At 70.2% G+C, this 12,312-nt stretch carries 8 protein-coding genes, 1 tRNA gene and 2 pseudogenes; 5 read left to right on the top strand and 6 right to left on the bottom strand.

All coding sequences use genetic code 11. The features are described from left to right. Nucleotides 1-62: 62 nt before the first annotated feature. Nucleotides 63-413, top strand: a pseudogene (locus tag TU30_RS01500) (FG-GAP repeat protein); the annotation flags it as partial. Between the two features lie 121 nt (nt 414-534). Further along, a complete protein-coding gene (locus tag TU30_RS01495; RefSeq protein ID WP_042163429.1) occupies nt 535-1,614 on the top strand; it encodes a Yip1 family protein in 1,080 nt (359 codons plus the stop codon). A 72-nt stretch (nt 1,615-1,686) separates the two neighbouring features. Here the strand turns inward: TU30_RS01495 and TU30_RS01490 are convergent, their stop codons facing one another. Together TU30_RS01490 and dcd are read right to left on the bottom strand one after the other, a co-directional pair. Further along, nucleotides 1,687-2,175 (bottom strand): phosphoribosyltransferase, encoded by a 489-nt coding sequence (locus tag TU30_RS01490; protein WP_042163884.1) that lies wholly within the window; start codon nt 2,173-2,175, stop codon nt 1,687-1,689. Nucleotides 2,176-2,198: 23 nt separating this feature from the next. Beyond that, nucleotides 2,199-2,774, bottom strand: coding sequence for a dCTP deaminase (gene dcd / locus TU30_RS01485; RefSeq protein ID WP_042163426.1), 576 nt, complete (start codon nt 2,772-2,774; stop codon nt 2,199-2,201). A gap of 566 nt (nt 2,775-3,340) precedes the next feature. On the opposite strand from dcd, the gene TU30_RS01475 reads away from it, so the two are divergent. Further along, a tRNA-Gly gene (locus TU30_RS01475) sits at nt 3,341-3,414 on the top strand. Nucleotides 3,415-3,463: 49 nt separating this feature from the next. Here TU30_RS01475 and TU30_RS01470 read toward each other — a convergent pair. Then, a pseudogene (locus TU30_RS01470) lies at nt 3,464-3,841 on the bottom strand (tyrosine-type recombinase/integrase); the annotation flags it as partial. Nucleotides 3,842-4,450: 609 nt separating this feature from the next. Between TU30_RS01470 and TU30_RS01465 the strand changes: the two are divergent. Beyond that, on the top strand, nt 4,451-5,284 hold the full coding sequence (locus TU30_RS01465) for a PIG-L family deacetylase (protein ID WP_042163422.1): 834 nt from the start codon (nt 4,451-4,453) through the stop codon (nt 5,282-5,284). A gap of 647 nt (nt 5,285-5,931) precedes the next feature. On the opposite strand, the gene TU30_RS01460 is transcribed toward TU30_RS01465, so the two are convergent. After that, nucleotides 5,932-6,537, bottom strand: a complete 606-nt coding sequence (locus TU30_RS01460; RefSeq protein ID WP_042163420.1) for a lytic polysaccharide monooxygenase — start codon at nt 6,535-6,537, stop codon at nt 5,932-5,934. Between the two features lie 1,311 nt (nt 6,538-7,848). Between TU30_RS01460 and TU30_RS01455 the strand changes: the two genes are divergently transcribed. Further along, a complete protein-coding gene (locus TU30_RS01455) occupies nt 7,849-9,228 on the top strand; it encodes a hypothetical protein (protein WP_042163418.1) in 1,380 nt (459 codons plus the stop codon). 353 nt (nt 9,229-9,581) lie between these two features. Here the strand turns inward: TU30_RS01455 and TU30_RS01450 are convergent, their stop codons facing one another. Both TU30_RS01450 and TU30_RS01445 read right to left on the bottom strand, forming a co-directional pair. Then, on the bottom strand, nt 9,582-10,154 hold the full coding sequence (locus TU30_RS01450) for a DM13 domain-containing protein (protein ID WP_042163416.1): 573 nt from the start codon (nt 10,152-10,154) through the stop codon (nt 9,582-9,584). Nucleotides 10,155-10,559: 405 nt separating this feature from the next. After that, entirely contained in the window at nt 10,560-11,672 is a 1,113-nt protein-coding gene (locus TU30_RS01445; protein ID WP_042163413.1) for an acyltransferase family protein, read from the bottom strand. Between the last annotated feature and the right edge of the window lie 640 nt (nt 11,673-12,312).

Raw genomic sequence — 12,312 nt, 5'->3', positions numbered from 1 at the left:
CGCAGACAGACCGCCGCCCTGGCCGCCACCCTCCCGAGGCGGACGACGACTTCGGCTACGCCGTCTCCGCCGGCAACGCGAACGGTGACGGCTACGCGGACCTCGCGGTCGGCGTGCCGCACGAGGCCGTCGGCGACCGGGCCTACCAGGGCGGCGTGCACTTCTTCCGCGGCGGCTCGGGCGGCCTCAGCGGCTCCCGCTCCTCCTGGATCGCCCAGACGGTGCTGGGCCCGGCCGAAGCCGACAGCTTCTTCGGGCACTCCGTACGCCTGCGCGACCTGAACGCCGACGGCCGCGCCGACCTCGGCGTGGGCGCGCAGTGGCGCGCCATCCTGCTGCACGGCACGGGCACCACCCCGGCGTCGCAGGACGCCGTCACGCTGCCGGAGTTCAGTGGCGGTTTCCTCGAATGACACCGGCTCCGGTTCCGGCTTCGGCTCCGTCCTCTTCCGGCTTCGGCTCCGTCCTCCGCAGGACCGGGCCGCCGCGAAGCCCTACGCAGGACGGACAACCGGGCTGATGGCCCCTTAGGGGATGTCACAGCTCAGCCGCAAAGCCGGGCCCGGAACCCCGGGCCCGGCACGCGGCTCGCCGGGACCAGGTACGTTCGACGACGTGGCTGGATTCAGAATCGGACGCGGCCGGGACAACAACGGCGCTCCTCACGCGCGACCGCACAACCCTCCGTACGGACAGCAGACGCCGCCGGGGCCGTCGTACGGCTCCCCGCAGGCGCCTCGACCGTACCCGCCCCAGCAGCCGCCCTACGGCAGAGGCGGCAACGGTGGGGGCAGCGGGGGCGGCTGGCCGCAGATGAACCGCGGCCCGGCCGGACCGGACGGCGGCCACGGCGGCCCGCACGGCCCCGGGCGTGGCGGCGGTCACGGCGGCGGACACGACGAGCCCGAATACTTCGGCGACGGCGGCGCGTACCCTCCCGGCGCCCACGCCCCGCACTCCCCACACGCCCCGCACGACCCCTACGCGGCGAACAACCCGGGCCACACCCAGGCCTTCCAGATCAACGACGACCACTACCCCGGTGACGCGGCCCCCCTGCCGGGTCCGGTGGGGCCCCGGCTGCGCTGGAAGGACCTGCTCAAGGGCATCGTCACCGCCCCCGACCGGACCTTCCTGCAGATGCGTGACTACACGGTGTGGGGCCCCGCCCTCATCGTGACCTTCCTCTACGGCCTGCTCGCGGTCTTCGGCTTCGACGGCGCCCGCGAGGAGGCGATCAACGCCACCATCACCAACGCCATACCCATCGTCCTGATGACGGCCGTGGCGATGGTGATCAGCTTCCTCATCCTGGGCGTGGTCACCCACTCCCTGGCCCGCCAGCTCGGCGGCAACGGGAACTGGCAGCCCACGGTCGGCCTGTCCATGCTGATCGCGTCCCTCACGGACGCCCCGCGCCTGATCCTGGCGATGTTCGCGAGCGGCGACGCCACGTTCGTCCAGATCATCGGCTGGGCCACCTGGGTCGCGGGCGGCGCGCTCCTCACCCTGATGGTCAGCCGCTCCCACGACCTCCCCTGGCCGAAGGCCCTGGGCGCCTCGGCGATCCAGCTCCTGGCCCTGCTGTCCCTGATCAAGCTGGGCACGCTGTAGCGCGGCGAGCAGCACACGAGGAAGGGGGCTCCCGGCGGGGAGCCCCCTTCTTCTTTTCCCTCTTCCCCCGCTCTACGCGTCGAGAACCTGCCCGGCCCGCCCGACGACGGGCGGCTGCGCGGACCACGGAAAGTCGATCCACTTGTCGGTCCGCTTCCAGACGTACTCGCACTTCACCAGCGACTGCGTCTTCTCGTACACGACGGCGCTGCGCACCTCGGCGACGGCGTCGAGGCAGAAGTCACGGACGAGCCTGAGCGTCTTGCCGGTGTCGGCGACGTCGTCGGCGATCAGCACCTTCTTGTCGGTGAAGTCGACGACGTCGGGCACGGGCGCCAGCATGACCGGCATCTCCAGCGTCGTCCCCACGCCGGTGTAGAACTCGACGTTCACGAGATGGAGGTTCTTGCAGTCGAGGGCGTAGGCGAGCCCGCCGGCGACGAAGACACCGCCACGGGCGATGCTCAGCACGACGTCGGGCCGGTACCCGTCGTCGGCGACGGCCTGCGCGAGCTCACGCACGGCGACACCGAACTGCTCGTACGTGAGCTTCTCCCGCACGCCGCTCGCGTCACCCGCGCCGCTCACACCTGGGTCCGGTGGAAGTTGAGGAAGGACCGCGAGGCGGTGGGCCCCCGCTGCCCCTGGTACCGGGACCCGTACCGCTCGCTGCCGTACGGGAAATCGGAGGGCGAGCTGAGCCGGAACAGACACAACTGGCCGATCTTCATACCGGGCCAGAGCTTGATGGGGAGCGTGGCGAGGTTCGACAGCTCGAGGGTCACGTGACCGGAGAAGCCGGGGTCGATGAACCCGGCGGTCGAGTGCGTGACCAGCCCGAGCCGCCCCAGCGAACTCTTCCCTTCGAGCCGCGAGGCGAGATCGTCGGGGAGTGAGATCACCTCGTACGTGCTGGCCAGCACGAACTCACCGGGATGCAGGATGAACGGCTCGTCCCCCTCCGGCTCGACGAGCCGGGTCAGATCGGCCTGCTCGACGGAGGGGTCGATGTGCGGGTACCGGTGGTTCTCGAACACCCGGAAGAAGCGGTCGAGGCGCACGTCGACACTGGACGGCTGCACCATGGATTCGTCGTAGGGATCGATCCGTACCCGCCCGGCGTCGATCTCGGCCCGGATGTCCTTGTCTGAGAGAAGCACTCCCCGAGGATACGCAAGACGCGCAGGCCGGCCACCATCCCGCCGCCCCACGCGCCCCTGCCCCAGGTGTGCTGCCCCGGCCCGCCGACCGGTCTCACGGTCGGCGGGCCGGACCCGGCCCTGCCGCTCTACCGCTTCTCGAAGACCACCGGTACGACGCTGCGAAGCCGCGCACAGCGCGGACAACGCAGCAACCGACCGGGGCCGAGTCGCTCGGCCTGCCGCATCGGGAACGAGGTGGCGGTGAACACGTGCCCATCGGCACAGCGGACGACGGTGCGCTGCATCAAGTCCGAGAGTCCCTTCCCCAAGAACCGCATCTGGCTTCCTGCCCTGACGACAAAAGCCACGTTACGGGATCAAAGGGACGGCCCTGCAGGCGGCACTCCACACCCGACCACCCCCGCTCGGGGCCCCCACCGTACGCCCCAACTTCAGCCCTCCGCACCCGCTTCCACCCCTGAGGCACCATCAGGCCCCCGGGTACGGGAAACACCGGAGACCCGGCATGGGGTACAGTGGGCGGGCATCCGGACACCGGCCGAGGCCGGCGTCCTGGATCACAAGCGGGTGTAGTTTAATGGTAGAACATCAGCTTCCCAAGCTGAGAGCGCGAGTTCGATTCTCGTCACCCGCTCCATGAAGAAGGCCCAGGTCAGAGACCCGGGCCTTTCTGCTGTGCTCCGTGATCACTTGCCGCGTGCCAGATTCGTGCCAGAAGGCCTGTCGGGCTCCTTCTCCCTGGCAGCGGCCCGCGCCTTCCGCACGGTGGCATCCAGCCCGGCGGCGACCTCCGCTTGCCGCTCGTCGTCGGAGTGCTGATAGATCAGCGCCGCCTTCTCCGAGGACTGCCCGGCACGGACCATGGTGTCTTTGAGCGTGGCCCCGGACCGGGTGGACAGCGTGTGCCCGGTGTGCCGGAGATCGTAGAACCGGAAGCCCTCTGACATGCCGACGGCCTCACGCGCCTTCCGCCACGTCCGCCCGAAGGTGCTGCGCCGGAAGGGAGCCCCCTTCTCCCCGACGAAGACCAACCCGTCCGGCCCCGACTCGGCGTACAACTCCAGGTCACACCCAACATCTGAGATCTCTACCGAACCCGGAACGGTTCAGATTGACACACGCAGGTTCCTTGTCCTTCGGTTCGTCGGACGCCGCGATCGCAGGGGGCGGAACTGGCCGCGCCCGTCATGGGTGTGGGGCATTGGGCTACGGCACCGCACCGTGCTCGCCGCCTCTTGCACCGAACCACTTCTCGTGGAGGTCGAAGTCCGTAGGGGTGATCCCACATTCTGTGATCTCCCGAGCCGAGGCGAGGGCCCGGCAGCCATGTGCGACCGCATCTGCCGCGCTCAGCCGCTCTACGCATCCCCAGGCCCGCACACCGATCGGAATCTCACAGCTGGTGTTGGACGGAAGCCGAATCCGACGTGGTGCTGAGACGTGCAGTCGCGCCTGTCCCCCGGTCGCGTTGAACGCCGACGCCCGAAGGCCGAGTGGCCGCGCCGGGAACAGCCGGTGCGTCCGGCGCGGTTGCACCGACCGAGGGGCCGGCGCCAGACGGCGGGAGCACTGAGGCCGCAAGGTCATCCGCCCCACCAGGATCCGGGCTCCAGGATCGCGGCACGCCCGCCGCGTACTCGGGCCAGGACTTATATCCGCAGGAGGACTGTTTCATGACTGACCGACCCTTGACGCTCATGGCAGTACACGCCCACCCCGACGACGAGGCCACCGGAACCGGAGGTGTCCTGGCGCGGTACGCGGCGGAAGGCATCCGCACGGTTCTCGTGACGTGTACCGACGGTGGTTGCGGTGACGGGCCGGGGGGTGTCAAGCCGGGCGATCCCGGGCACGACCCGGCGGCGGTCGCCTTGATGCGTCGTCAAGAACTCAAAGCGAGCTGTGACGTCCTGAAGGTCAGCGATCTGGAGATGCTGGACTATGCCGACTCCGGGATGACGGGCTGGCCGAGCAACGACGCCCCCGGATCCTTCTGGCGGACCCCCGTGGAGGAAGGCGCTGCCCGACTCGCGGAACTCATGCGGCACTACCGACCTGATGTGGTCGTCACCTACGACGAGAACGGCTTCTACGGCCACCCCGACCACATCCAAGCCCACCGCATCACGATGGCGGCGCTGGAGATGACCGCGCTGACACCGAAGGTGTACTGGACCACGATGCCCCGCTCGGGGATGCAACAGTTCGGCGAGATCATGCGCGAGTTCCATCCGGACATGCCGGAGCCGGACCCTGCCGAGGCCGCCGCGATGGCCGAGATCGGCCTCCCCGACGATGAGGTCACCACGTGGGTGGACACCACCGCGTTCAGCGGTCAGAAGTTCGACGCGCTGGCCGCGCACGCCAGTCAGGGCGAGAACATCTTCTTCCTCAAGATGGGAAAGGAGAGGTTCGGCGCATTGATGGGCATGGAGACCTTCGTCCGTGTCCAGGACGCCACCGGCGCGGCCCTGCCCGAGAACGATCTCTTCGCCGGACTGCGCTGATCCGCCCGCAGGACCGGCCGGGAAAGCGCATCGACCGCACGGCGCGATCGAGCGGGTCGCTCACAGCGCTTCGGCGGTGCTCCCCAGAAGGACTTGCCGCGCCTTCGAGCCGGCGGCGTGCCCATGGCGTGCCCGTGCGACGGGTCGACCACGGTCAACAGCGGTGCGATCCCGCGCCCGCAGGGGTCACGCTGGAAGCAAACGGCCAGGCCGGAAGCGTCCGGCCACGCAAGCGCCGTCGTTTCCCAAGCTGAGAGCGGGAGTTCGATTCTCGTCACCCGCTCCAGGCGAAACCCCAGGTAAGCGCCCTGGGGTTTCTTTTTGTCCGGTCCGATTCGGCGGCGGTGTGCCCCACGTCGCATGGTTGCGCCACGTGTGACGCCGACCTGCTGCAGCTTCTGCCCCTCCTGCTCGGCCGGCCGACGGACCCTCACCGGTGACGCCACACCCGCCCCTGCCCCACGCCGTCCTGACATCCGGCACCACGGCGGTCCGGCAAGGGTTCCCGGTCACAGCGCAAGGAGCGCAGGAAGCCCCGTCGGGGCAGGGTGACCGAATGGGTCCCCTGTCCCGACGGAGCTCGGTCGGTCGGGCGGCGGGTCACCGGCGCCGGGCAGAGGCCGGTGCCGTGTGCGGCGCTTCCCGGCTCAGCCGAAGTCCACGTCGCTGCACCACATGTAGGCCTGGTCGAGGTGCGAGGCCTGCCAGATCACGAACAGGACGTGGTGTCCGGTGTAGCCGGAGGTCTGGACGGGGAACGTGATGTCCTGCGCCGGGGCGAAACGGCCGGTCTGCGTGATGAAGTCGAGGTTGCCCCAGCCCAGGGTCTGGGTCTTGGGGTTGAATCCCTGCTTGCTGACGTAGACCTTGAAGTAGTCGGCACCGTGCGACGCCTGGTCGTACAGGTGGACCGAGAAGTTGTTCCCGACGGTGGTGGTCTTCCACTGCCCGGGCGTGTTCAGGCTGGCGTTCCTCGAGAGGTTGTTGCTGCAGAGCGTCCCGTCGGGGGTCCGTGCCTGGAACTGGCCGCCGAGGCCGTCGCGGAGCGCACTCATCCAGTTCCACATGGTGTCGGGGTTGGCCTGGAAGGCCTGCCAACACATGGGGTCTTCGGTCCGCATGGCCGGGTTCGTGTGGTTGCTGCCCCACGTCTTCCAGCACTGATACGCGCGGGTGGCGGGGCCGACGATGGTGCCGTGGGCCTGGGCGGGGGCCGACCAGGTCAGTGCGCCGACGACTACGGCGAACAGCATGACGAGCACCTGGAGAGGCCGGCGGAAGGGCGACCGCGAACGCCCGGTCAACGAACTCTGTCTGCGCATGTGGGGGGAACTCCTTCCAGTTGCAAGCTGTAGTGGGAGCGCTCCCAACGGTAGGCCCGCTGAGTGAAATGTCAATGGAACAAACGGAGTTGATCACAGGGATGGCCGGTGAGCAGGCAATCTGCCGTGAGCCGGAAGTCAGGACCGTTCCCGGACCGGAACGCGAGGATGCGGCCTGGACCGATCTGCGGAGCGGTGTCAGGACGGGGCGTTCGCAGCAGGGCAGCGGGACCTGGTTCCGGCGTGAGGGCGGTCCGGTACCACCACACGCGAGATTCCGGTCCCGAGGGTGCGCTTCCGTACACCCGAACCGGCCTCGCCGGGCAGGTCGCCCGGTAGGAGCTGTGACTGTTCGGCGCTTCGGGCTGGTAACGCGGCCGGTGGCACACAGCGGGAACGTGCGTACTCCTCGGATCCGAACCGACGGCACTGGAGCATGGATGCGATAACCAGGGAAGCCACCGGCAACGCGGCTCAGCCTCGGCGCGCCCCACCCCACCTGGGCCGCCACCGCGGCCCCAAGGCGCTTGCGGACCAGGTGCCGGAACTTCCCGGTGGCCCGTCAGCCAGGCCAGGGAGAAGAGGTCTGGCTGATCACGGCCGGGTCGGTTCTGCGTCGGCTGACACGGCTGTTCCGGGCAGGGCTGCCCCGCGGTGAGCGGGCGGCGTGGGCTGCGGCTCGGCCGTCGCCGGCTCCCCACTGATGATGGTTCCCCCGCCGAGACCGTGTTCGGAACTTTTCCCCGTCCGCAAGCTGTCGGGCGGCTGAGGCTGAGGGGCCCCGAAGATCCCGCCTCCGGCCTGCCACCGTTCACAGTGGATCGGCTCATGGTTCGACCATGGGTCACCCGGCTGTGAGCCGGCTTGGCAAGGGCTTGAGGAAGAGTGAGAACCGCGTGCGCAGGCTGCCGCCCGGTCCCGTAGGCGGCGTTCGTCACCGGTCGCGGCGGCGGTCGGTGACCGGCGAGCCGGTGGACGTTCACGGGAGGCGACGGCACTGCCGGCGACTGCCGAGGCCGTGCGGGTGGCGGAGGGCCGGTGCGTGAACGGCGTGGGCGGAGGATGCTGCGGCGGACGACGGACGGGGAGCCCGCCGGGGGCGCCCCCACCACGGCGACGAGGTGGGCGCCGTCACCGTCCTTTATTCCCTGCGGCGCCCGCGTACGATCCCCTCGCCGCTCGTACACCAGTGCACGTCAGGGCGCTGCTGACGGGCATTCGACAGGGAGGGACCACTTGACCATGTCCTTCGGCACGGGATTACGTGCCGTCCTCGCTTCTGTGGGAGTCCTCGGCCTCGCGCTGACCGCCGGCACCTCGCCCGCGAGCGCCGCTGACGGGACACCCACCGCACCCACTCAGCTGTTCAACGGCAACCGGCACTGCTCGGCCGACGTGAACCGGCCCACCCACCTCTGGGCCCGCGACGGCCTGGCCATCACGGGCATCCCCGGCACCACCGGCGACTCCCTGGTGACTGCGCGGTACCAGATCTGGCCGGTCGCCGACCCGGATCAGGTCACCACGGTCACCCGCGACCGGGCCGGACCCCGGTTCGAGGCTCCCGTCACCGTACCCGCCGCCGCGCTCACCGACGGACAGACCTACGCCTGGCAGGCGCAGACGGTGGCCGGGGACGCGGCCTCGGAGTGGTCTGCTCCCTGCTACGTCACGATCGACAACACCCGCCCCGCGAACGCGCCCGCCCTCTCCTCGCCGAACTACCCTCCGGACGAGTGGAACCAGGGCGGCCGGCCGGTCACGTTCACGCTGAACGCCAACGGCGACGACGACGTCACCGGCTTCCAGTTCTCCTGGCAGCAGGACTTCTCGGTCATCGGCACCAGCATCGGCGACTACGGCATCCCGCAGCCCGTCGACCCGTACTCGCACTCCGAGTACTTCAAGCGCGCCGACGCCCCCGGTGGTTCGGCAACGCTCAGCCTGATTCCGCCGCACGGTGCCGGCGTGATGACTTTGTGGGTGCGCAGCCTGGACCGGGCCTTCAACGGCTCGGCGACCACCAGCTACACGTTCCGCGTAGGCTCCACGGCTCCGACCGTCACCCCGGCCGTCCCGTCGCCCGAGTTCGGCAAAAAAACCCTGTTCACGCTCCGGCCCGACGCGGCGCTCCAGTCGACGAGCCCGGTCGTCGGTTACTCCGTACGGACCAGCGACCACCAGGGCGGCACCAAGACCGTCGACGTCACGGCGGCGGAGGACGGCACCGCGCAGGTGGAGCTCACGCTCGACGGCATCCACGGCGCGTTCATCCAGGTGACCAGCAGGAGCGCGAACGGCTGGGTCAGCGACACGGCATCGTGGAACATCAGCTACGACACGACGCCCACCGTCACCTCGGACGCCTACCCCGAGAACGGATCGAGCGGCGGCGTCGGCGTTCCGGGAACGTTCACGTTCGCGCCGAAGGTGGAAGACGTCGTGAGCTACACGTACTCCTTCGACGGGGGCCCGGAGGTCGTGGTCGCCGCGGGCACCGACCGCACCGCGAGCGTCGACTGGACGCCGGACACGAACGGCTTCCACTACCTCACGGTCTACGCGACGACCGGATCAGGCATCCGACTGGCCGCCGAAGACTACTTCTTCACCGTGAACTGACCTCGCGAACGGACCACTGCCCGGCACGCCCGGACCCGTCGAAACCGCCGGTGGGTCCGGGCGGTCGCGGTCCCCGTGACACCCGGCGGGCGTGGGCGCCCGGTGGGGGTCACGCGGTGTACACCACGGCTGCGAACCGGGGGAGCGCCACGACCAGCAGGAAAGCGCCCCGCTCCACCCAGCGGTACTTCCTGCGGACGATCTCACTGGTGACCAGCAGGGAGGCGAGCAGTGGTCCGGCGGGACCACCCGAGGCACGGGTGCCGTCGGCCCGTCACCGGACGGCCCGGTGGAAAAGGGCCCGCGCGGGAACCTCGAGGAGGACGGCCCGCGCGGGAACTCCGCCGTCCGCGTCAGGCCCGGGCGAGCTCCGCGGCACCGAAGGAGACGTCGAAGCGGTCGCACCAGATGCTGACGCTGCTGAACCGGGCCGGGTCGACGCCTTCGGGCAGGGCGTAGTTGTGGCTGCCCTTGTTGCCCTTGAGCTTGCCGAGGCTGACGTACTCCCCGTCGTCGAAGACGTGCCAGCCGGCGGTTCCCTCCTTCACCGGGGCGTCGGTCAGCCACACGCGCAGGTCGGGTCCGTTACTGGTGTCGAGCTGCTCCAGGCGCACCACGTGGGAACCGTCGGCCAGCTGCACCAGCTTCACCGTGCCGGACGTCGCGTGCTCGTGGCTGATCAGCTCGCCGCTCGCCAGCGTCGTCGGTCCGGACGGGGCCGGCGGCGCGGAGGACGCACCGGACGGTGTCTCGACCGGATCCGGCGGGACCGCCGCTGCCGCGGCGGGCAGCGACTCCTGCACCGTCTCGTCCTGCCACAGCTTCCACGGCTGGAACCAGTACAGCCCGAAGGCGACCGCGGCGACCGCCACCACCAGCACACCGACCGTCCACGGCCTGACCAACGCGCTCCGCACCCGTCCCATACCGCCTCCTTCTGCAAGTCACTCGGCTCTCTCCCATTCAACGGGTCGAGCGGCCGTCCCGGTCCGCCCGGCGGATGACGAAACCCTTACATCCGCCACGGACCGCCGGTCAGCAGTGCCCGGGGAAGGACCCGGCGGGCGATCCGGCGAGTCGCCACGCTTCACCGGCCCGTCCACCGGATCCGGCCCGGTCGCCGGCGTCGGGCCGGCAACAGCCGACGGACCGAGCGGCGCCGACCGGCAGAACCGGACGACCTCGTGGGCAGCGGCCGCTTCCGCCGCTGCCGCGGTCCTGACGGCAGGGGCGACGGGCATGACGGGCGAAGTGGCGGAGGCCGCCGTCGCGCCGGGACCCCCTGCGAACGACCTGCTGCCGCGGGTCGCCGTCACCGGCCGCGTGGCGGTTCAGCCCTTGGCCGGTCGTTCGGCCGGGTCCCGGCGGAGGGCCCAGGACAGGTCCGGCTCGGTCACCGGGCGAAGGACACGGAGCACCGGCGGGGTGCACATCAGGGTGACGGCGACGGCCGCGACGAGGGTGAGGACGATCTTCCCGGCGGGGTCGTGCAGCCAGTCGTGGGCGTCGATGAAGCCCGCGTACTTGGCGCCCTTGATCAGGAAGCCGTGGAGCAGGTACCCGCAGATGGTGCCGGCGCCGAGCACCGTGAACCAGGTACGCCGACGCGGGACCCAGGCCAGGAAGGCGGCCGTCAGCAGCAGGGAGCAGCCGAACAGCGCGAGGGTCATGACCGCGCCGGTCCACCACGGTTCCCCGATCTCCTGCGCGCTGGAGCGGCGGAAGAACCACTCGTTGCGCATGCGGGTGGCCGCCCAGTACGCGAAGGCGAGCGCACCGGCGAAGACGGGGACCGCCAGCACCCTGACCGCGCGACGGTCCAGGAGCCGGAAGTGCTCGGGCTTCAGGCACAGGCCGAGCACGAAGAACGGGAGGAACTGCAGGACCCGCTGCAGGTTGAGGTCCTCCCCGATGCCGGGGGTGACGGACGCCAGCACCGCGACGGCCAGGGCGACGGCGAGAGGGTGACGCAGCTGCTGCCACAGGGGTGTGGTGAGCCGCCAGATGAACAGCGCGGCGAGGAACCAGGTGAGCAGGAACGGGTCGAGCAGGCTGATGGCGAAGTCGGGTTCGTCGGCGGCGTAGCGCCGGAACAGGGAGTAGGCGGTCTCGAACACCACGTACGGAACCACGATGCCGCTGAGCAGACGCCCGATCTGGCGGGGGCGGCCGGCGAAGCTGCGCGACAGGTAGCCGGAGACGACGATGAACGCCGGCATGTGGAAGGTGTAGACGAGGATGTACAGCGCCTTGGTGGCGCGAGTGCTCTCGACGAGCTCCCACGCGTGTCCCACGGCCACCAGGACGATCAGCAGGTACTTCGCGTTGTCGAAGAACGCGTCGCGTGTGCCACCGCCGGCGGTGGTGCCGGCCTCCGGCTTCGCCGCCGGCCCCGGGAGCGGGGAACGGGCCTGCGCGACGGCATTCGATATGTCGTTCGACAAGACTCAACCTTCGCGTCGCAGAAGAGGGTCACCGGGCTCCGGGACACCGAACCGACGGCACGAACCGCCAGGAGACCGCCACCGTCACCATCAGGCCCGGGGCGTGCTCCCCCCGGGCCGGAGATGTTACAGGTGCCCCCGTACCGGCCCCTGCCGGGCCGGTACGGGGCAGAGGGGGGACGGGGCCGGACGAGGCCGGCGGTACGGACGTCCACCGCCACGACGGCCATGCCCGGCTCGCGACGGCCATGCCCGGCTCGCGGTCCGCGGCTTCCCGCACCGTCCGGTGGTGCGGTCCGTCTGCGGGCCCCCGCCACCGGGGGGCTCCTCTCGTCCGGTCTCCCAGGGTTCGACACCTGCGCGCCGCGCCCGTCACGGACGGCTTCCTCGTGGGGGCTCCCGGCGGAGCCCGGCCCGGTGGGACCACCCAGGAGGAGGCAGACCCCCATTTGCCTGGTCCGTAGCAGGAACGCATGCGGATTGGTCCGGAAAAAAAATTCACCCGATCGAGGGATACGACCCATCCGCCGCAGGCGCGGAACCGGATTCCCCCCGTGACCGGCCACGAGAAGAACCACACGGTCAACGGGCCCGGACGGGCCCCGGCGGCGGGTGCGCTCCGGTGCCCGCCCGGCCGTGA

It is taken from the genome of Streptomyces sp. NBRC 110035, from assembly GCF_000829695.1.
Taxonomy (GTDB): Bacteria; Actinomycetota; Actinomycetes; order Streptomycetales; family Streptomycetaceae; genus Streptomyces.
Note: the sequence above shows the minus strand (reverse complement) of the source record. Positions and strands in the feature narration are given on the sequence as shown.

Excerpts from the sequence above, each read along its gene's own strand:
- TU30_RS01495 (WP_042163429.1), top strand. The coding sequence starts at position 535 with ATGTCACAGCTCAGCCGCAAAGCCGGGCCCGGAACCCCGGGCCCGGCA.
- TU30_RS01465 (WP_042163422.1), top strand. The coding sequence starts at position 4,451 with ATGACTGACCGACCCTTGACGCTCATGGCAGTACACGCCCACCCCGAC.
- TU30_RS01460 (WP_042163420.1), bottom strand. The coding sequence starts at position 6,537 with ATGCTGTTCGCCGTAGTCGTCGGCGCACTGACCTGGTCGGCCCCCGCC.
- TU30_RS01455 (WP_042163418.1), top strand. The coding sequence starts at position 7,849 with ATGTCCTTCGGCACGGGATTACGTGCCGTCCTCGCTTCTGTGGGAGTC.
- TU30_RS01450 (WP_042163416.1), bottom strand. The coding sequence starts at position 10,154 with ATGGGACGGGTGCGGAGCGCGTTGGTCAGGCCGTGGACGGTCGGTGTG.